The organism is Streptomyces sp. NPDC001617, assembly GCF_053596855.1.
The window spans coordinates 44,307-64,787 of the sequence record NZ_JBSFHA010000057.1; the positions used below are offsets into that span (position 1 = coordinate 44,307).

The following is a 20,481-nucleotide window of genomic DNA, read 5'->3' on the forward strand; positions in this document are numbered from 1 at the left end:
CTACCGCCCCCGCAGCCGACGTACGAGAATGCTCGCGTCCCCGCGGGACTCCAGATCCGCCAGCACCACGGCCACCGCCTCCCGGACGATCCGCCCGCGGTCGACCGCGAGCCCGTGCTCGCCCCGCAGCACCAGGCGCGCGTGCTCCAGGTCCATCAGCTCCTCGGCGGACACGTACACGGTGATCTTCTCGTCGTGCCGCTCACGTCCGCTCGGGCGGCGCGAGGGCGACGACCGACCGCGCTTGCGCGGCTGGGCGCCGGCGGCGGGGACAGAACCTTCCTGCGCCGTCTGACCTCGCCCGGAGCGCTCCGCGGCCCGGGCGCGGGACTGCCCGGCGTCGATCGGTTCCGGCTCCGCCGCCACATGCTCCGCGCCCTCGCCGTCGCCGCCCTGGGCGGGCACCGACTGCGGTGCGTCCTCGGGCGATCCGGCCGCGGCCGGATCGCTCTCCCCCGCGGGCGCGGGCACACGGGCTTCGCCGTTGGCCCCCCGCCGCGGAGTGGACGGCTGGAGCGCCATTCCCCCTGTCGTACGGAAGAGTTCGTCGGCCCCCGGCAGACTCACTCGGCGTGACACCGGGCGAGCACCTCCCTGGCGAGCTGGCGGTAGGCGGCGGCGCCGACGGAGTTGGAGGCGTACGTGGTGATCGGTTCACCGGCGACCGTGGTCTCCGGGAAGCGGACCGTGCGCCCGATGACCGTGTGGTAGACGTGGTCGTCGAACGCCTCGACGACACGCGCGAGCACCTCACGGCTGTGCACGGTGCGCGAGTCGTACATCGTGGCGAGGATCCCGTCGAGCTCCAGCTCCGGGTTGAGCCGCTCCTGGACCTTCTCGATGGTCTCCGTCAGCAGCGCGACACCACGAAGAGCGAAGAACTCGCACTCCAGAGGAACTATCACCTTGTGCGCGGCCGTCAGGGCGTTGACGGTGAGCAGGCCGAGCGAGGGCTGACAGTCGATCACGATGTAGTCGTAGTCGGACATCAGCGGCTTCAGGGCCCGCTGCAGCGTCGACTCGCGCGCGACCTCGGAGACCAGCTGGACCTCGGCGGCGGACAGGTCGATGTTGCTGGGCAGCAGGTCCATGTTCGGGACCGCCGTCTTCAGGAGCACCTCGTCGGCCGCCATGCCCCGCTCCATGAGCAGGTTGTAGACGGTGAGGTCCAGCTCCATCGGGTTGACGCCGAGACCCACCGACAGCGCGCCCTGCGGGTCGAAGTCCACGAGCAGCACGCGTCGGCCGTACTCCGCGAGCGCGGCACCCAGGTTGATGGTCGACGTGGTCTTGCCGACGCCGCCCTTCTGGTTGCACATCGCGATGATCGTCGCGGGACCGTGGCTGGTCAGTGGACCCGGGATCGGGAAGTACGGCAGCGGACGCCCGGTCGGGCCGACGCGCTCACGGCGCTGCCGGGCAGCGTCGGGCGCGAGCGTGGCCGCGTACTCGGGGTCGGGCTCGTACTCCGCGTCGGGATCGTAGAAGTGCCCCTCGGGCAGTTCGTCGTAGTCGGCGAAGTGGTTGTGGGGCGCGCCACTTCCGTCGCCGGCCATGGCGTTCACGTGATGGCCATCCATGCTCTGGTGTGCAGTCCGGATCAGCTGCGGACCCGGGCTCTGACGGGCTGCGAAGGTGCGCACAGCGACGGAGCCGACAGCCTCGAACCCCTCGGGGTCCTGGCCCCGTACCGGCGTTCCTGGTTGACCACCCCCGGGAGAAAATGTCGACTCATTCACAAGTCGTCTTACCTCCTTGGTGACCAGGAAATTTCTAGACAGGTCAGCGTGGCACCATGCCGACGGTTGGCGACTCTATGGCGTGTCGGGCGTCCGCAGCAACACAATCCGCCGGACCCGGCAGGATGTGTCGGCAATGAAACATCCCTCTGTCAAGGGCGTACGGCCGTCGCACGGCAGGTTTCGCCGGTGTACGAATCGGTCCAAGGGTTACGTTCGAGGCGAGTTGACCTAGAGCCGCAAAGTGACCATACACACACTCGGCCGGACCTTGTGGGACAAGATCCGGCCGAGCGTGCGGTGTTGACGACCTGTGTTGACGTATCGACCTTTACCAAAAGGAGACTTAACGTCGCACGTCAGCCGAGCAGCGTCTCCAGCTCCACGTGCTCCAACCCGTGCGCCTCCGCGACCTCGCGGTAAACGACCTTGCCGTCATGGGTGTTGAGGCCCTTGGCGAGCGCGGGGTCGCGGCGCAGCGCCTCCACCCAGCCGTGGTCGGCGAGTTCGACGATGTACGGCAGCGTGGCGTTGGTGAGCGCGTAGGTCGAGGTGTTGGGCACCGCGCCGGGCATGTTGGCGACGCAGTAGAAGACCGAGTCGTGGACCCGGAAGGTCGGCTCGGCGTGCGTCGTGGGGCGGGAGTCCTCGAAGCAGCCGCCCTGGTCGATCGCGATGTCGACAAGAACACTTCCCGGCTTCATCCGGGCGACGAGCTCGTTGGTGACCAGCTTCGGGGCCTTGGCGCCCGGGATGAGGACCGCGCCGATGACGAGGTCGGCGTCGAGGACGGCCTTCTCCAGCTCGAAGGAGTTGGACATGATCGCCCGGACCTGGGTGCCGAAGACCTTGTCGGCCTCGCGCAGCTTGTTGATGTCGCGGTCGAGCAGCGTGACGTGGAAGCCCATGCCGACGGCGATCTGCGTGGCGTTCCAGCCGGAGACACCGCCGCCGATGACGACGGCCCGCGCGGGCTGGGTGCCGGGGACACCGCCGGGGAGCACACCGCGGCCGCCGACCGAGCGCATCAGGTGGTAGGCACCGACCTGCGGGGCGAGCCGGCCCGCGACCTCGGACATCGGGGCGAGCAGCGGGAGGGCACGGGAGGGCAGCTCGACGGTCTCGTACGCGATCGCGGTGGTGCCGGACTCGATGAGCGCGTCGGTGCACTCCTTGGAGGCGGCGAGGTGCAGGTACGTGAAGAGCGTCTGGTCCTTGCGGAGGCGGTCGTACTCCTCCGCGATGGGCTCCTTGACCTTGAGCAGCAGGTCGGCGGTGGCCCACACCTCGTCGGCGCCGGCGAGGATCTTGGCGCCCGCGGCGACGTACTCCTCGTCCGGGATCGACGACCCGAGGCCGGCGCCCCGCTCGATGACGACCTGGTGGCCGTGGCGCACCAGCTCGTGCACACCGGCGGGGGTGATGGCCACCCGGAACTCGTTGTTCTTGACCTCGCGGGGGATGCCGACCTTCACGTCGATCACGGTCCTTGGCTCAGTGGATGTGGGGCAATACAACACATACCCAGGCATGCGTGAGCACACCGGGAGACACCGCAGGAGAAGGTGCGGCAGAGCCAGTCTAATGAAGGCGTTCCCGCTGTCTAGCCTTTCATTGCATCAATCTTCGATGGATGTACTACGGATTTCGCAGGCGTCAGCGACTTGTTTCGGCACTTCGATCTCTTCGGGCTGCTCGGATGCCTCGCATTCCTGGGCCTCGGGGTCCTCCCCCAGCAGCCGCTCGGCCGTGCCCCGGTGCAGCCGGGCGGCGGCGGGATCGCCGCGGCGCTCCAGCGTGTCGGCGAGCCGCAGCTGGAGCGCCGCCTGCAGCCGTACGTCCTCGGCGCGGCGCGCGAGGTCCAGCGCCTCGTGGCAGGTGTGCAGCGACTCCTCTGGGCGTCCGGCGTACTCCTGGACCCGTGCGAGCTCGCTCAACGCCCTTGCGTGGGCGGCCACATCACCGTCCTTGCGGTACCCGGCGACCGCGGCCCGCCAGTTCCGCAGGGCCTCGCCGTAGCGGCCCGCGTAGGTGTGCGCGGCGGCGATACGGCCGTACAGCCGGGCGGCGTCCGTGCGCTCGTCCCGGGCCAGCCGCTGGGCGAGGGCGCGGCCGAACCAGTCGGCGGCCCGGTCGTAGTCTCCGAGCTCCAGATGCGCACCACCTACGGATTCCATTGCGCGACCGGTCGCATACGGGTCATTCGCCTGGCGTCCGGCATCCAGAGCGGACCGATATCGCGCCAGCGCGTCCGCCGTACGCCCGGTCTGGGCATCGAGATCGCCCAGGTTCAGCAGCGCCGCCGCCTTCTCCCGGGGCAGCTTCCGGCGCTCGGCGACATCGAGGACGAGCCCGTGAATGCCGTACAGGTCGGGCGCGGCCGCCTGCATGCCGAAGTGCGCGACCATCGCCCTGACCAGCTGGGACATCAGCCTTCGGGCCAGGGTGTCCAGCTCACCGTCGGCCACCGCGGCCCGGGCGGCGGCCAGCAGCGCGGGACGGCGGAGGCGCAGCCAGTCCTCGGCGGCCCGGGGGCTCGGGAAGCGCAGGGAGCGCGGCATGCCCTGGAGCTTCTCGCGGGCCTCGGGGTTGTCGGTCTCGGTGATCGCCCGGGAGGACTGCAGCAGCCGTACCGTGCGCTCCAGCATCCGGGCCCGGGCCAGTTGCAGCTCACCGGGGCGGTCCTGGGTCTCGGCGAGGGCCTTGAGCAGGGGGTGCAGACAGGCCGGGACCTGGTACTGCGGGAGCGGTGACTCCACGGCGTGCAGGAAGCCGAGGGCGACGAAGTCGTCCAGGGTGGTGCGGGCGCCGTTCACCGAGCAGCCGGCCAGCGCGGAGGCGGTGTGCGGGTCGACCAGGCCGGCCGGGGCGAGGGAGAGCAGTCGCAGTATCCGGGCGGCCGTCGGGGGCAGCGAGCCGTAGGCGAGCTTGAAGACCCGGCTGAGCGGGGTGCCCTCGTCGCCCTCGGTGTGCAGATGCTTGGCGAGGTCGGCGACGGCGGCCTTGGGCCGGGCGGCGAGCCAGCCGCCCGCGAGCTCCAGCGCGGCGGGCTGCCCCTGACACTCCTCGACCAGGCCCTCGGCGGCCCGCGGGTCCACGGTGATGCGGACCGAGCCGGTGTGCCGGGTGAGCAGCTCCAGGGCGGACTTGGTGTCGAGACCGCCCAGCGTGCAGGGGCGGACGTCGGAGATGCCGGTGAGGGGGCCGTGGGAGACGGCGACGACCAGGGAGTCGGGCGTGTCCGGGAGGAGGGCGTCGACCTGCTCGGCGTCGGCCGCGTCGTCGAGCAGGATCAGCGTCCGGCGGTCGGCGAGGGCCTCGCGGAGCGCCTCGCTGAGGTCGTCGGCGGCGGCTCCGGCGGGGGTCGGCCGCTGCAGGGCGGCGAGCAGCTCACGGGCGGTGTGCTCGACCGGGACGGGGGTGCCGTCGGGCTCGCTGAGCCGGGCGCGCAGCACCCCGTCGTCGTAACGGTCCGCAACCTGTCGTACGAGTTCCTCGGCGAGCGCCGTCCGTCCCGAGCCGGGACGGCCGGCGATGAGCAGCACGCGCGCGCGTGGCGGCTTCTTGCCCGACAGGGTGTCGAGTCCCGCGCGCTCGATGTCGGCGCGCAGCTCCTTCAACTCCCTTGTCCGGCCCAGGAACTGACTCTCCGCAGCAGCGTCCCCGGACAGCCGTACGCCGCCTGTCTCCACCGCCTGATCCGCCACGGGCCACACTCCCGTCCCACGCACGCGCAAGCCCGCCGGGACCCCGGTCCGGGCATGCCCAGAGCCTAGTTCACGCTCTGCAACGGTCCTGGTGGAGCGCGGCGGCGACATCGCCCGATCGGATCAGCAGATGGTCACACCGTTGGTGGTCTGTCGGGTTCAGGACTCGAACGGACGGGCCGGCCACTCGACTTCCGCCGACCGCAATGCGTCCAGCCCGTCCCCCCTCTGCGCGGCGACAAGCGAAAGCACCCCCACCACAAGGCAGTTGTTGTGCAACTCCCCCGCCAGCACACCCCGCACGAGCTCCTCGACCGGCACGCGCGCGTACTCCAGGTCCATCTCCTCGTGCTCGACCTCGAAGCGCTCCCCCTCCGCCTCCGACAGATCGCGGGCGAGGAAGATCCGCACGGCCTCGTCGCAGCCGCCCGGCGTGGTGTACACGTCGGTCAGCACCCGCCAGTCCTCCGCCTTGACGTGCGCCTCTTCGTACAGCTCACGCTGGGCGGCGTGCAGCGGGTTCTCGCCGGGGACGTCCAGCAGCCCGGCCGGGATCTCCCACAGCTTCTGCCGTACGGGGTGCCGGTACTGGCGGATGACCAGGACACGCCCGGCGTCGTCGAGGGCGAGGACGGCGACCGAGCCGGGGTGGACCTGGTAGTCGCGGTGGACGACCGAGCCGTCGGGCATGACCACGTCGTCCGTGCGGACAGAGGTCTTGTTGCCCCGGAAGGGGGTCTCCGTCGCCCGGATCTCCCACTCCTCGGGAGTGTCCTTGATCGTCATGCCCTGTCCTTCCGCGCCCTTGAAACAAATGAAGCCGGTAAAACAAATGAAGCCGGGGTGCTCACCTTTGAATGCGAGCACCCCGGCCACCGTACAACTCTCGTGTTACTCGGAACTCTTCCGCTCGACCGCGGCCTTCACCAGGCCCGCGAAGAGGGGGTGCGGGCGCGTCGGGCGCGAGCGCAGCTCGGGGTGCGCCTGGGTGGCGACCAGGTAAGGGTGCGCCTCCCGCGGGTACTCCACGTACTCGACGAGCTTGCCGTCCGGCGAAGTGCCGGAAAACAGGATGCCCGCCTTCTTTTCCAGCTCCGCGCGGTAGGCGTTGTTGACCTCGTAGCGGTGACGGTGCCGCTCCTCGACGTACTCCTTGCCGTCGTACACCTCACGCACGATGGAGCCCTCGGCCAGCTTGGCCGGGTACATGCCCAGGCGCATCGTGCCGCCCATGTCGCCCTCGCCGGCGACGATGTCGAGCTGCTCGGCCATGGTGGAGATGACCGGGTGGCCGGTGGCGGCGTCGAACTCGGTGGAGTTGGCGTCCGGGATGTCGGCCAGGTTGCGGGCGGCCTCGATCACGATGCACTGCAGGCCCAGGCAGAGGCCGAGCAGCGGGATCCTGTTCTCGCGGGCGTACTTGATCGCGCCGACCTTGCCGAGCACACCGCGGTCGCCGAAGCCGCCGGGGATGCAGATGCCGTCCACGTCGGAAAGCTGGGCCGCCGCGCCGGCCGGAGTCCTGCAGTCGTCGGACGTGACCCACTTGATCTTGACGCGGGCCTTGTTGGCGAAGCCGCCGGCGCGCAGCGCCTCGGTCACCGACAGATACGCGTCGGGCAGGTCGATGTACTTGCCGACCAGGGCGAGGGTGATCTCGTGGTCGGGGTTGTGGACGCGGTCGAGCAGGTCGTCCCAGGTCGTCCAGTCCACGTCGCGGAACGGCAGGTCCAGCTTGCGGACCACGTAGGCGTCCAGGCCCTCGCCGTGCACGGTCTTGGGGATGTCGTAGATCGAGCGGGCGTCGGGGCAGGCGACCACGGCGGCCTCGTCGACGTCGCACATCAGGGAGATCTTGCGCTTGATCGCGGTGGGGACCTCACGGTCGCAGCGCAGCACGATGGCGTCCGGCTGGATACCGATGTTCCTGAGGGCCGCAACCGAGTGCTGGGTCGGCTTCGTCTTCAGCTCTCCCGACGGGCCGATGTAGGGCAGGAGGGAGATGTGGACGACGAAGACGTTGTCCCGGCCGACCTCGTGGCGGACCTGGCGGACCGTCTCCAGGAACGGCAGGGACTCGATGTCGCCGACCGTGCCGCCGACCTCGGTGATGACGACGTCGACCTCGTCCGTGGCCATACGGCGGATGCGGTGCTTGATCTCGTTCGTGATGTGCGGGATGACCTGCACGGTGTCGCCCAGGTACTCGCCGCGCCGCTCCTTGGCGATCACCGTCGAGTAGACCTGGCCGGTGGTGACGTTGGCGCTGCCGTCCAAGTCGCGATCGAGGAACCGCTCGTAGTGTCCGATGTCCAGATCGGTCTCGGCGCCGTCGTTGGTGACGAAGACCTCACCGTGCTGGAAGGGGTTCATCGTGCCCGGGTCGACGTTCAGATACGGGTCGAGCTTCTGCATGACCACCCTGAGGCCGCGGGCCTTGAGCAGCATGCCCAGGCTGGAGGCCGTCAGGCCCTTGCCGAGCGAGGAGGCGACACCCCCGGTGACGAAGATGTGCTTGGTCGTCGTAGCTTTCGGCGGCATGGCCAAGAGGGGGCTCCCGTGGTCGCGATCTGGAGGGCGGTACGGCTGCCGTGCCGGAATCCCGGTGGTCGCCGTCGCTGCGGTTCGGGGGTTTCGTGCCCACCGGTCCACGGGCTACCAGGGTATCAGCGCCTCGGCGAGATGGCTTCCGGCCACGCTCCGCACACGGGCCGCCACAGACCCGCACTCTCTCAGCTCTTTCCCCCCGTTGCTCACCTGTTCGGCCGATCCGGGTTGCCCGGAGGGGCACACAGATCATCTACGTGCGTCGTATCCTGCTCGGACACTCGCTGCCGAGCCCGGCCGGGTACACGTCACCACCCCCGCACGTGATGACCGGAACAACGAGAGCTCGTCAGTTCGTTGAGCATCAATTGTCGTTTTGCCACACGGCAAGGACGACTGCTTTGCTTCACCGCTCAACGACGCATTACAACGACCCCTTGACCGCAATAAGCGACAGCCCCCATTCCCACGGGGGTGACGTGGCCGTTCGACTGGAGTTGCACGTGGCCGGGCGCATCGAAGATTACGCACTCATCGGAGACATGCAGACCGCCGCCTTGGTCTGCCGGGACGGCACAGTGGACTGGCTGTGCCTGCCCCGCTTCGACTCGCACGCCATCTTCGCCGGTCTGCTGGGCACCGAGGAACACGGATTCTGGCGCCTGGGCCCCGCCCACGCCTCCGACGCGCAGCCCCCGACGGCCGCCCGGCGCACCTACCGCGGCGACTCGCTGATCCTGGAATCCGAGTGGGACACCCCGCGCGGCACGGTGCGGGTGACCGATTTCATGCCCCCGCGTGACGGCGCCCCCCAGCTGATCCGCATCGTCGAGGGCATCTCGGGCCGCGTCCCGATGCGCTCGGCCCTCCGGATGCGTTTCTCCTACGGCCGTGTCGTGCCGTGGGTGCACAAGCACGACGGGCGCACGGTCGCCGTCGCGGGCCCCGACTCGGTCTGGTACGACACCGAGTGCGAGACCTACGGCAAGTCGCTGACCACGTACTCGGACTTCACGGTCGCCCCGGGTGACCGGATCGCGTTCACGATCTCGTGGGAGCCCTCGCACAAGCAGCCGCCGCCGCTGCCGGAGCCGGAGGCCTCGCTGGAGGCGACGGAGGAGTTCTGGCGGGAGTGGGTGGAGCACTGCACGTACCACGGCCCGTACCGCGAGGCGGTGATCCGCTCCCTGATCACGCTGAAGGCCCTGACGTACGCGCCGACGGGCGGCATCGTCGCCGCGCCGACGACCTCCCTCCCCGAGGACATCGGCGGCGTCCGCAACTGGGACTACCGCTACACCTGGCTGCGCGACGCGGCGATCACCCTCTCCTCCCTCCTGCGCACGGGCTACCGCGAGGAGGCCCGCGCCTGGCGCGAGTGGCTGCTGCGCGCGGTGGCCGGTGACCCCGAGAACCTGCAGATCATGTACGGCATCGCGGGCGAGCGCGAGCTCGGCGAGGCCGAACTGGACTGGCTGCCGGGCTACGAGAACTCGGCACCGGTCCGCGTCGGCAACGGCGCGGCCCACCAGCTCCAGCTCGACGTGTACGGCGAGGTCACCGAGGCCCTGCACCTGGGCCATATGACGGGCCTGGCCCGCAGCGACTACGCCTCCCTGCTCCAGCTCAAGCTGATCCGCTATCTGGAGCAGCACTGGGACGAGCCGGACGAGGGCATCTGGGAGGTGCGCGGCCCGCGCCGCCACTTCGTGCACTCCAAGGTCATGGCCTGGGTCGCCGTCGACCGCACCATCAAGCTCATCGAGTCCGGAGACGCGGACGGCCCGCTGGAGCGCTGGCGTGAGGTGCGCGACGACATCCACCGGGACGTGTGCGAGAAGGGCTACGACAAGGAGCGCAACACCTTCACGCAGTCGTACGGCTCGAAGGAGCTGGACGCCTCGCTGCTCCTCATCCCGCAGATGGGCTTTCTGCCGCCCGACGACAAGCGGGTCATCGGCACCATCGAAGCGATCCAGCGCGAGCTGTCCACGCCGGACGGCTTCATCCTGCGCTACCCGACCTCGGGCGGCGACGAAGGCGTCGACGGCCTCCCCGGTGACGAAGGGGCCTTCCTGGCCTGCTCGTTCTGGATGGCGGACGACCTCGCGATGATCGGCCGGGTGGACGAGGCGCGGAAGCTCTTCGAGAAGCTCCTCTCCCTCCGCAACGACCTCGGCCTGCTCGCCGAGGAGTGGGACCCGCGCCTGCAGCGCCAGGTCGGCAACTTCCCGCAGGCCTTCAGTCACGTTCCGCTCATCGACACGGCATTGCGGCTGACGGCTTCGGGGGCATACGGCGGCTGAGGCCGTGCGGCCGGGGCGGGCGTCCCGCTCCGGCCCGATCCGCTGCCCTCGGCCGGCTCGACGCGGACAGCAGGTCAGCCCACCGGCTCGCGCTCCTGTGCGGGTGACGGCGCGCCGGCCCATCGGCGCAGGGTCGCTTCGAGGCCGGTGACGGCGGAGCCGGCGGTGGCGTCGGAGGCCCAGGCGACCACCCCGTCCGGGCGGACCAGCACCCCGGTCGGCGTCGCGTGGGCGTCGGTCACGCTCCTCACCCGCCCGGCCCAGGCCGCCGCGGCGCGGGCAAGCGCCCCCTCCGGAGTGCGGTCGAGCAGCAGGAACCCGCCGCCGTGACCGTGGTCGGCCAGCCGGGAGCCGTCTGTCAGGCGCAGGTCGGGGGCGTACCGGCCGACCAGCGGATGGTCGCCGGCCAGGTCGATGCGCTGTGTCACGCCGGCGATCTTCTTGACGGCGTAGGTCGTGCCGTCCCGGGTGCTCAGCAGATCGCCCACGACCTCCCGCAGCGCGGCCGACCTCGGGTCCCCGCGCAGTACCGCGATCTGAGCCCGCGTCCAGTCCAGCACCCAGGCGCCGACGGGACGGCGCTCGGCGTCGTAGGTGTCGAGCAGCCCTTCGGGTGCCCACCCGCCGACCACGGCACCGAGCTTCCAACCGAGGTTCATCGCGTCGCCGACCCCGAGATTGAGCCCCTGCCCTCCGAACGGCGAGTGCACGTGCGCGGCGTCGCCGGCCAGCAGCACCCGCCCCGACCGGTAGGCCGCCGCCTGGCGGGCGTTGTCGCTCCAGCGGGTCGCGGCGCCGCGCAACGCGGTCAGCGTGACGTCGGTGCCCGAGACCCGGCGCAGGCTGGTCTGCAACTCGTCCAGGGTGACCGGCGCCGACCGGTCGGCGGGAGCACGGTCGAACTCCACCGTGACGACCCGCCCGGGCTGCGGCCCGTGGCGGTACGCGCCCCGCGTCGACCACGCCCATCCGCTCGCGAGCTTCTCGGGGTCGGCGATGTCGGCGACCGCCAGGTGTCCGGTGAGTTCGGGGTCGGTGCCGGGGAATTCGATGCCCGCGAGGCGGCGCACGGTACTGCGCCCGCCGTCGCACCCGACCAGCCACCCGGTGCGCACCGCACCGACGGTGGTGCCGACGAGCACGCCGTCGCCGGTGTCCTCGAGTGTGGTGACCTCCACCCCGCGACACACGGGTACGCCCAGTCGCGCGACATGGTCGGCCAGCAGTTCCTCCAGCTCACGCTGCGGGACCACCCTCGCTCCGTCGACCGAGGCGTGCGCGGCGAGGTCGGCATCCGACCAGTCCACCAGGCCGGCATCGAGGATCATCCCCGCGAAATGCCCGGTGAACCGCGACTCGGACGCTCCCCGGCCGGCATCGTTCGGCCCGCCGCCGGCCGCGCGGGCGACCGCGCCCGCCCGTTCGAGGAGCTCTCGTTGCACCTTCTCGGCGGCGGGCAGCTGGCCGCGGCGGTCCAGTGCCTCGGCCGTCGGCACATTGATCGACCCCGCCTTCATCGCCCCGCTCGGCTCGGCCAGTCGCTCGATCACCTGCACCGTCGCCCCGGAGAGCGCCAGTTCCGCGGCGAGCACGAGGCCCACCGGCCCGGCGCCGACCACGGTCACGTCCACATCCTGCTTCAGATTGACTGTCACGAACAGTGTTCTATATACGAACAGTGTTCGCGTCAAGCTATGATGGCCGGGTGAACCCGAGAGAGCGACGCGCGGCGCGCCACCAGCCGCCGAACCCCGAGGCCGGAGCCGACCCCAGGCCGCGACGCCGCAAGGCCCCGATCACCGTGGAACAGGTCGTCGACACCGCGCTGGACGTGGTCGCCACGGAGGGCTACGAGGCGCTGACCATGCGCCGGCTGGCCGGTGCGCTCGACACGGGACCCGCCTCGCTCTACGCCCATGTGGTCAACAAGGCCGACCTCGACGAGCTGCTCATCGGGCGCCTGTGTGCCGAGCTGGCGCTGCCCGGGCCCGACCCGGCGGACTGGCGGGAACAGATCCACGACGTGTGCGCCCAGCTGCGCGACCAATACCTGAAGTTCCCCGGGATCTCCCGCGCCGCGTTCGCCATGGCCCCCACCGACCTGGAGACCCTGCGCGTCAGCGAAGGACTGCTCGCGATCCTGCTCGCCGGCGGCGTCGCCCCGCAGGCCGCCGCCTGGGCCGTCGACGCCCTCCTGCTGTACGTGGCCGCCTACTGCCTCGAAACGTCGATCGCGCGCCGACGGTCGGCGCAGGACGACGCCGCCTGGGTCCTCGACCGCGACGAACTGCTGGGCCGGCTCACCGCCCTGCCCGCCGAGGCCTTCCCCCACACCACCCGCCACGCCGCCGAACTCACCGCCGGTGAGGGCCACGACCGCTTCGACTTCACCCTCACCCTGATGCTGGACGGCTTGCGTTGATCGCGAATGTGCGCCAGGGACCGCCCATGGACAACGCCCTGGGCGGTCCCTGGCACACATTCCCGTCATCGCGCCGTCAGAGGACGCGGGCCACCCCACGAACGCGCGCGATGAGGAGCCAGGCGAGCGAGAAGGAGCCCACGATGCCGCCGCTCGCCAGGACCAGTGCCTTCACCTCGGCCGGTGCGGGGGCGGGCCGCAGCGCGACGGCGAGTCCGATCAGGACCAGCTCCTGGACGATGAACGCCCCGTAGGCAGTGCGGCCGGCGCGCGGCCCGATGCCGCGCAGCGGTCGGTCGAGGTGCCGTTGCGCCACCGCGAGCAGCCACACCGAGCCGAAGATGACGAGGACGCTCTCGAAGGCGGCGAACCCGAGCGACAGCCCGTTCCAGCCTCCCGCCACGTCCTCGACCCCGCCGAGGGCCCCCAGGCCGAGCATGAAGACCACCAGCCCCGCCACGGCCAGCAGCGACGCGGTACGGCACTGCCGGTGCAGCCGGTCAGGCACGGCCGCGAGCCACCCTTGCCGGGAGCCGACGATGCCGAGCGTGAACACCGCGGCGCAGCCGGGCCACTCCCACAACTGCAGGCCCGACAGGAGGCTTTCGGCTCCGATCGGGTACAGCAGGCGGACGAGGAAGGACGCCGGTGCCACCGCCGCGGCGAGCACCAGCAGGTGGAACGCCCTGAGGGCGGGCACCTGATGTCGCACCGGGCTACGACGAGGCCCGGAACCCTCCCCCCGATGACCGCCGTCGCCGCCCCGCCCGGAGCTGTCCCGAAGCCGTATCCGCAGGTAGCGTCCGTCTATGGACAGCGGTATGGACAGCAGGTTCGACACCCAGGGCGCCGGGATCACCGTGCAGCGGGCGCTGGAGTTGCCCGGGCTGCGCAGTGGGCTGCCCGAGGTGCTCGCCGGTGGTGACCGGCTGCAGCGGACCGTGCGCTGGGTGCACGCGGGCGAGGTGCCCAACATCGCCTCGCTGCTCAAGGGCGGCGAGCTGCTGCTGACCACCGGCTACGGCCTCGGCACCCGCCCGGCCGAGCAGCGGGCGTTCGTCCGCACCCTGGCCGAGCGCGGCATCGCGGCCCTGGTCGTGGAGCTGGGCCCGCGCTTCACCCGCCTGCCCGCCGCCCTCGTCGACACGGCACGCGCGACCGGTCTGCCGCTCGTCCAGCTGCACCGCGAGGTGCCCTTCGTCGCGGTGACGGAGGAGATCCACACCGAGATCGTCAACGGCCACTACGCGCTTCTCCAGCGGGCCGAAGAAGTGCACCGCCGATGCACCGAGGCCCTGCTGGGCGGCGGCGGGGTGCCCCAAGTGCTGGGCATCCTGGCCGACTTCAGCGGCAACCCGGTCTTCCTGGAGACGACGGACGGTCAGCTGTTGTACGCCGCCGGGGCCGGGCCCGAGGGTGCCGATCCGCTCCAGGTGTGGGAGGGGCTGCGGGGTCAGCACAAGGACGCGCCTCCGTCCGGCTCGGTGCTGGTGGACGTTCCCGGAGGCGGCCCGGGCACGGGGTCGGTGCGGGCGAGGCTGGTCCTGCTGCCCGTTCGGGCTCCCCTGGTGCCCGTGCATCGCATGGCGGCCGAGCGGGCCGCCGGCATCCTCGCCGTCGTCCTGATGCAGGCTCGGCAGGAGGAGGAGCTGGCGGCGCGCGGGCGCGGCGACTTCCTCACCGACCTCGCCGAGGGCCGTATCGCCGCCGAGGACGCGCCCGCGCAGGCGCGCGTGCTGGGCTTCAAGCCGGGCAACAGCCCCCTGCTGCCGGTGGTCATGCGGCTCGGTGACGCCCTCTCCTCCGGCGGCGGCTGGGCCGTACTGGCGCGGGCGGTGTCCGAGGAGCTGGCCTCGGTCGGGGTGCCGGTCCTGTTGGGCGTACGCCCTGTCGAGGGCCGTGTCCTCGTCCTGCTGGGCCTGCGTTCGGAGTCGGAGCGGCCGGCCGTGGCGGACCGGGTCGCGGCGGCGCTGCGGGCCGGGGTGGAGCGGGCCGGCATGGAGCGGCCGGGGGCGCAGCCGCCGGTGGTGGTCGTGGGGGTGGCCGGCGGCTGGGCGGCGGCGTCGGCCGGACTGCGGCATGCCGCCGAGACGGCGACAGCGGCCCAGGGGCTCACGGACCGTCCCTGGTACGACGCCCGCCGCCTCGACATCGACCTCCTGCTGTGGCGGCTGCGCGACCATCCCGATCTGGCCGCCTTCGTGGATCGCGCGATCGGCCCCCTCCGGGACCACGACAACCGTTCGAAGCCGCCCCTCCTGCCCACCCTCCAGACCTATCTGGCCCACGCGGGCCGCAAGGCGGAGACGGCCCGCGAGCTCCACCTCAACCGCCAGACGCTCTACAACCGCCTGGCCCGCATCGGCGAGTTGCTGGGCACGGACCTCGACGACCCGCAGACGGTACTGGCGTTGAGCCTGGCCCTGCGGGCCCGCCGGCACGTGCTGTAGGAGCGTCCTCTAGATGAGGGGGCGAGGCTGCGTCAACTCGTCGTAGACGCTCAGCACTTGGGCGACCGTCTCGTCCTCGGTCGGCCAGGTGGCCGCCTGCCGGGTGCCCTTCTCCTTGAGCAGCTCGCGCCGCTCCGGGTCGGCGAGCAGACCGGCCACGGCGTCGGCGAGGGCCTCCGCGTCGCCGTACGGGACGAGTTCCGCGGCGTCGCCGACGAGCTCGGGGATGCCGCCCACGCGGGTCGCGACGAGCGGTACGCGCGCGTGGAGGGCCTCCTGGGCGAGCACGGAGCGCGACTCCCAACTGCTGGGCAGCAGCGCGAGGTCGGCGGCGGCGAGCAGGTCGCCCACGTCGTCACGGCGCCCGATGAGCCGTACCGGCAGGCCCTCGTCCTCGATACGGCGCTGCAGCACGGCCCGCAGCGGCCCCTCCCCCGCGATCACGACGAGCGGCACGGGGTCGAGGCAGCGCCACGCGCGTGTGGCGTCCAGCAGGGTGTCGTAGCCGCGATGCCGGTCGAGCGACCCGACGGCCATCAGCAACGGGCGCCCGGTGGCGCCGAGTTCGGCCCGGATCTTGGAGCCGATGCGTTCGGGTTCCTCGGGCTCTGCGGACCGGTGCGGTGCGAGCAGCGCGACGGCGGCGAGCCGCGCGTCCCGCGCGCCGGTGCGGCGGGCCCGGTCGACGAGGTCGGACGTGGTCCCCAGAACCACCGTGGCGGCCTTCACGACCCGCCGCTCCAACAACCGCAGCAGATGCGCCCGCGCGCCCTCGGCGTGCGCGCGGTTGTGCCAGGTGACGACGAGCGGGGTCCGGCGCCCACTGAGCGCGAGCACGGCACGGAACGAGGCGTGCAGGCCGTGCGCGTGCACCAGATCGGCGTCCTTGCACACCTCGCGCAACACGGCCACGGACCCCGGGTCGCTGCTGCGCGGCACATGCACGTGTGCGGCGCCGACGCCCGTGAAGTCGTAGAGGTGATCGGCCTCGACGGGGGCGCAGACCGTCACCCGCACGCCCCTGGCGACGAGTCCGGACGCCAGCGAGCGCACATGCGCGCTGCTGCCGGCGTTGCCGCCGCCCAGCACCTGCACGGTGCGCAGCGGTGACTGACCGTGCGGCGGATGGCTGCTCACGGGGCTCACGTGGCCGGGGGCTCCTGGTTCGGCGTCGGGCGGTCACGAAGAAGGTACAGAAGGACCGGGCGGAGGGGATGTACCGCGCGGTTTCCTCCACGTACTACGCCAAGGATGCCAGCACGTACGGGTGTTCCGGCAACGCGCAGGGGGCGGGAGACCGCCGGGACAGGGCTTCGGGTCACCCACACGGGTGAGGAGGGGGTGGTTCCGGGCGCGCGCCGACGGACGCTGGCCCGGACCGCGTACCGCCCCTCGCCGCTACCCGTCCGCCCGGGCCGTCGCCAGCAGCTCCTCCGCATGTGCGCGGGCCGTCTCCGAGTCCTCCTGGCCGGCCAGCATCCGGGACAGCTCGCGGACCCGGTCCTCGCCTTCGAGGATCTTCACGCCGGACCGCGTCACGGACCCGTCGTTGGTCTTCTCGACGAGCAACTGACGGTCGGCGAAGGCGGCCACCTGCGGCAGGTGCGTGACGACCACGACCTGCGCGGACTTGGCGAGCCGCGCCAGCCGACGCCCGATCTCGACCGCCGCCTTGCCGCCGACGCCCGCGTCGACCTCGTCGAAGAGATAGGTCGGCACGGGATCGGTCCCCGCGAACACGACCTCGACGGCGAGCATCACACGCGACAGCTCACCACCGGACGCCCCCTTGGCGATGGGCCGTGGCGGCGCCCCCGGATGCGGGGCGAGCAGCAGCTCGACCTCGTCGACACCGGACGGCCCGTACGCGACCGCACGTCCGCCGACCTCGACGCCCTCCGGGTCCTCGGTCTGCCGGATCTCGAAGGACACGCGCGCGTGCGGCATGGCGAGGGAGGCCAGTTCGGCGGTGACGGCTGCGGCGAAGCGTTCGGCGGCCTCGGCACGGGCATCGGTCAACGCCTGTGCCAGTCCGCCCAGTTCCGCCCGCAGGGCGTCCCGCTCGTCGGTCAGTTCGTCGATCCGCTCGTCGTCGCCGTCGAGCTCGCCGAGGCGCGTGGCCCCCTGCTCGGCCCAGCCCAGCACGGAGTTGATGTTCTCGCCGTACTTCCGGGTCAACCCGGTGAGCGCGGCCCGCCGTTCCTCGACGGCCGCCAGCCGCAAGGGGTCCGCGTCCAGATCGTCGGCGTACCCCGCCAACTCCCCGGCGACGTCGCCCAGCAGAATCCCGATCTCACCGATCCGGTCGGCCAGCGCGGACAACGCCGGGTCATACGACCGCACGGCGTCCAGGGCCCGCTGAGCGCCCGCCACGAGCGTCGCGGCGTCGATCCCCTCGGGATCCTCCGGATTACCGGCGAGGGCGGCGTGAGCGGCCGTGGCGGCGGACGACAGCGCCTCGGCGTGCCCGAGCCGCTCGGCCTCCTCGGCGAGCTCCACGTCCTCCCCGGCGCGCGGCTCGACCCCGGCGATCTCGTCGAGCCCGTACCGCAGCATGTCGGCTTCCTGAGCCCGCTCACGCGCGCGCGTAACGATCTCCTCCAGCTCGACCGCCACGGCCCGCAGCCGCCGATAGGCCTCGCCGTACTTGGCGAGCGGCCCGGCGACGGCCTCTCCCGCATACCGGTCGAGCGCCTGCCGCTGCCGGGACAGCTTCAGCAGGCCCTGCTGATCGGTCTGCCCGTGCACGGCCACCAGATCGTCGGCGAGGTCGGCGAGCAGTCCCACAGGCACGCTCCGGCCGCCCACATGCGCCCGCGACCGTCCCTCGGCGGAAACGGTACGGCTGATCAGCAGCGCCCCGTCGTCGAGCTCGGCCCCGGCCTCCTCGGCCCGCACGACGGCCGAGGCACCGGCGGGAACGGCGATGCGCCCCTCCACCACCGCCTTCTCGGCCCCGATCCGCACCAGCGCCGGGTCGGCCCGCCCACCGAGCAGCAGCCCGAGACTGGTGACCACCATGGTCTTGCCCGCGCCCGTCTCACCGGTGACAGCGGTGAACCCGGGCGACAGCTCGACCACCGCATCGTCGATGACGCCGAGCGACCGTATCCGCATCTCTTCCAGCACGATGAAGACCTTACGAGGTCCGACCGGGCGAGTGCGAGGTGCCCTTGTCACCCGGGGGAGTGTCACGCCCCAAGGGGTGCGGGGAACTGCGCGAGCAACCACAAACCACCCGCAGCCGCCCGCGCTCCGAAACCACCCCCCACGGCCGGCTCAGTGAGGCGCCCCCCGCCACCCGGACACCGGCAACGCGAACTTCGCGACGAGCCGGTCCGTGAACGACGCGTGATGCAGCCGAGCCAGCCGCACCGGCACAGCCCCCCGCCGCACCTCCACCCGCGCCCCCGGCGGCAGGTCGAACGTCCGCCGCCCGTCGCACCACAACACACCCGGCGCGATATGCGGCAGCAGCTCCACCGCCAGCACGGAATCCGGCGAGGTCACCAACGGCTTCGCGAACAACGCGTGCGCACTGATCGGCACCATCAACAGCGCCTCCACCTCGGGCCACACCACAGGCCCACCCGCGGAGAACGCATAGGCGGTCGACCCGGTCGGCGTGGACAGCACGATCCCGTCGCACCCGAAGCCCGTCACCGGCCGCCCGTCGATCTCCAGCACGACCTCGAGCAGCTTCTCGGCCCCGGCCTTCTGCACGGCCGCCTCGTTCAGCGCCCAGTCCGTGTGCACGATGTCGCCGTTCCGGTGAACGACGACATCGACGGTCATCCGCTCCTCGACCTCGTACGACTTGGAGACGACCCGATCCACGACCCGGTCGAGATCGTCCCGCTCGGCCTCCGCGAGGAACCCGACACTGCCCAGGTTGACGCCCAGCATCGGTACCCCGGACGCCCGGGCGAACTCGGCGCCCCGCAGCAGCGTCCCGTCCCCGCCGAGCACGATGAGCAGCTCACACCCTTCGAGGCACTGCGCGGTGGCCTCCTTGACCAGCTCCACCTCCTCGGGGAGCGGCAGATCGGCGGCCTCGTACTCCAGCACCCGTACGCCGATCCCCTCGCGCAGCAGCCCCTTCACCACCAGCTCGGCGCTGCGGATCGCCGCGGGCCGGCCCGTGTGGGCGAGCAGGAAAACAGTACGAGCTCGGTTCTGTGTCAACGCGGCCCCTCCGCAACTGCACGGTCAACGTCGGCCGGGTCCAGTTCGGGTGCCCCGGCCCGCAGCCACAGAAAGTACTCGACGTTCCCGGACGGTCCGGGCAAGGGGCTGGCGGTGACACCCTTCACCCCGAGCCCGAGTTCCCACGCCTTGTGGGCCACACCGCGCACGGCCTCCGCGCGCAGCTGCGTGCTCCGTACGACTCCCCCACTCCCCAGCCGTTCCTTCCCCACCTCGAACTGCGGCTTGACCATCATCACCAGGTCGGCGTCCGGCTTCACACACCGCACCAGGGCAGGCAGCACCAGCCCGAGCGGAATGAAGGACAGATCCCCCACGACAAGATCCACAGGTTCCCCATCGATCGCTTCAAGCGTCAACTCGCGTACGTTCGTACGGTCCTTGACGGTGACGCGTTCATCACTCTGCAGAGTCCACGCGAGTTGTCCGTACCCGACGTCGACGGCGACGACGTGCGCGGCCCCCGATCGCAGCAGAACGTCCGTGAAACCGCCGGTGGACGCGCCGGCGTCGAGCGCCCGACGCCCCTCGACCACGAGCCCCTGCGGGACGAACGCCTGCAGCGCACCCGCAAGTTTGTGCCCGCCCCGGGACACGTAGTCGGGATCGCCGTCGTCGTCCTGGACGACGATGGCCGCCGCGGTCTCCACCTGTGTGGCCGGCTTGGTCGCGACGGTCCTGCCGACGGTGACCCGTCCGGCCGCGATCAGCTGGCTGGCATGCTCACGCGAGCGCGCGAGCTTCCGGCGGACCAGCTCGGCGTCCAGACGGCGACGTGCGACTCCTGCCACGTTCGGTTCAGCTCCTGCTCTCGTACGTCGATGGGGGCGCCGGAGGTCCCGGGCGGGCGTCGAGCGCGGTCAGCGCGTCACGCAGCCCCCGGTGTACATCCTCGTACACCTCCAGGTGTCCGTCCGTGGCGAGGTGGTCGGCGTCACCGAGCCGCTCCAGCTGGACGTCGACCTCGGCGTTGCCGGTGGAGGTGCGGGCCACATTCAACGGGGCGGGGGCGGCGGGGTCGTACTCGGGTTCGACCTCGACCGTGTCCTCCCGCACCGTGGCCTCGGGCACAGAGTCGCTCATGCCCAGACGCTACCTCGAAGC

At 71.5% G+C, this 20,481-nt stretch carries 16 protein-coding genes; 3 read left to right on the forward strand and 13 right to left on the reverse strand.

The annotated features are described in order from the left end of the window. The 6 genes from ACWC09_RS34405 to ACWC09_RS34430 all read right to left on the reverse strand — a co-directional run bounded on the left by ACWC09_RS34405 (position 1) and on the right by ACWC09_RS34430 (position 7,987). Positions 1-579 carry a hypothetical protein gene (locus ACWC09_RS34405; protein ID WP_450854852.1) on the reverse strand — a complete coding sequence of 193 codons (579 nt, stop codon included), beginning with the start codon at positions 577-579 and terminating at the stop codon, positions 1-3. Further along, complete coding sequence (locus ACWC09_RS34410) at positions 564-1,739, reverse strand: ParA family protein (protein ID WP_450854853.1); 1,176 nt, start codon at positions 1,737-1,739, stop codon at positions 564-566. The genes ACWC09_RS34405 and ACWC09_RS34410 overlap by 16 nt, the downstream gene beginning before the upstream one ends. A 359-nt stretch (positions 1,740-2,098) precedes the next feature. Beyond that, on the reverse strand, positions 2,099-3,214 hold the full coding sequence (gene ald, locus ACWC09_RS34415; protein WP_450854872.1) for an alanine dehydrogenase: 1,116 nt from the start codon (positions 3,212-3,214) through the stop codon (positions 2,099-2,101). 144 nt (positions 3,215-3,358) lie between these two features. Beyond that, positions 3,359-5,446 carry a tetratricopeptide repeat protein gene (locus ACWC09_RS34420; RefSeq protein ID WP_450854854.1) on the reverse strand — a complete coding sequence of 696 codons (2,088 nt, stop codon included), beginning with the start codon at positions 5,444-5,446 and terminating at the stop codon, positions 3,359-3,361. A 159-nt stretch (positions 5,447-5,605) separates the two neighbouring features. Further along, positions 5,606-6,232 (reverse strand): NUDIX domain-containing protein, encoded by a 627-nt coding sequence (locus tag ACWC09_RS34425; RefSeq protein ID WP_450854855.1) that lies wholly within the window; start codon positions 6,230-6,232, stop codon positions 5,606-5,608. 105 nt (positions 6,233-6,337) lie between these two features. After that, entirely contained in the window at positions 6,338-7,987 is a 1,650-nt protein-coding gene (locus ACWC09_RS34430; RefSeq protein WP_450854856.1) for a CTP synthase, read from the reverse strand. Between the two features lie 509 nt (positions 7,988-8,496). Between ACWC09_RS34430 and ACWC09_RS34435 the strand changes: the two genes are divergently transcribed. Continuing rightward, the gene (locus tag ACWC09_RS34435) at positions 8,497-10,299 is read left to right on the forward strand and encodes a glycoside hydrolase family 15 protein (RefSeq protein WP_450854873.1); all 1,803 of its coding nucleotides are present in this window, start codon (positions 8,497-8,499) and stop codon (positions 10,297-10,299) included. A gap of 74 nt (positions 10,300-10,373) precedes the next feature. Here the strand turns inward: ACWC09_RS34435 and ACWC09_RS34440 are convergent, their stop codons facing one another. Further along, entirely contained in the window at positions 10,374-11,954 is a 1,581-nt protein-coding gene (locus ACWC09_RS34440) for an FAD-dependent monooxygenase (RefSeq protein ID WP_450854857.1), read from the reverse strand. Between the two features lie 50 nt (positions 11,955-12,004). On the opposite strand from ACWC09_RS34440, the gene ACWC09_RS34445 reads away from it, so the two are divergent. After that, the gene (locus ACWC09_RS34445; protein WP_450854858.1) at positions 12,005-12,721 is read left to right on the forward strand and encodes a TetR/AcrR family transcriptional regulator; all 717 of its coding nucleotides are present in this window, start codon (positions 12,005-12,007) and stop codon (positions 12,719-12,721) included. 76 nt (positions 12,722-12,797) lie between these two features. Here the strand turns inward: ACWC09_RS34445 and ACWC09_RS34450 are convergent, their stop codons facing one another. Then, entirely contained in the window at positions 12,798-13,433 is a 636-nt protein-coding gene (locus tag ACWC09_RS34450; protein WP_450854859.1) for a hypothetical protein, read from the reverse strand. A gap of 97 nt (positions 13,434-13,530) precedes the next feature. Here ACWC09_RS34450 and ACWC09_RS34455 point away from each other — a divergent pair, with 97 nt between their 5' ends. Further along, on the forward strand, positions 13,531-15,171 hold the full coding sequence (locus ACWC09_RS34455; protein ID WP_450854860.1) for a PucR family transcriptional regulator: 1,641 nt from the start codon (positions 13,531-13,533) through the stop codon (positions 15,169-15,171). A gap of 9 nt (positions 15,172-15,180) precedes the next feature. Here ACWC09_RS34455 and ACWC09_RS34460 read toward each other — a convergent pair whose 3' ends face one another. The 5 genes from ACWC09_RS34460 to ACWC09_RS34480 form a co-directional block, all read right to left on the reverse strand. Next, a complete protein-coding gene (locus tag ACWC09_RS34460) occupies positions 15,181-16,317 on the reverse strand; it encodes a glycosyltransferase family 4 protein (protein WP_450854861.1) in 1,137 nt (378 codons plus the stop codon). Positions 16,318-16,569: 252 nt separating this feature from the next. Continuing rightward, positions 16,570-18,288, reverse strand: coding sequence for a DNA repair protein RecN (gene recN, locus ACWC09_RS34465; protein WP_450854874.1), 1,719 nt, complete (start codon positions 18,286-18,288; stop codon positions 16,570-16,572). A gap of 162 nt (positions 18,289-18,450) precedes the next feature. Continuing rightward, a complete protein-coding gene (locus ACWC09_RS34470; RefSeq protein ID WP_450854862.1) occupies positions 18,451-19,356 on the reverse strand; it encodes an NAD kinase in 906 nt (301 codons plus the stop codon). Then, the gene (locus ACWC09_RS34475) at positions 19,353-20,168 is read right to left on the reverse strand and encodes a TlyA family RNA methyltransferase (RefSeq protein ID WP_450854863.1); all 816 of its coding nucleotides are present in this window, start codon (positions 20,166-20,168) and stop codon (positions 19,353-19,355) included. The genes ACWC09_RS34470 and ACWC09_RS34475 overlap by 4 nt, the downstream gene beginning before the upstream one ends. A 7-nt stretch (positions 20,169-20,175) precedes the next feature. Continuing rightward, the gene (locus ACWC09_RS34480; RefSeq protein ID WP_450854864.1) at positions 20,176-20,460 is read right to left on the reverse strand and encodes a hypothetical protein; all 285 of its coding nucleotides are present in this window, start codon (positions 20,458-20,460) and stop codon (positions 20,176-20,178) included. Between the last annotated feature and the right edge of the window lie 21 nt (positions 20,461-20,481).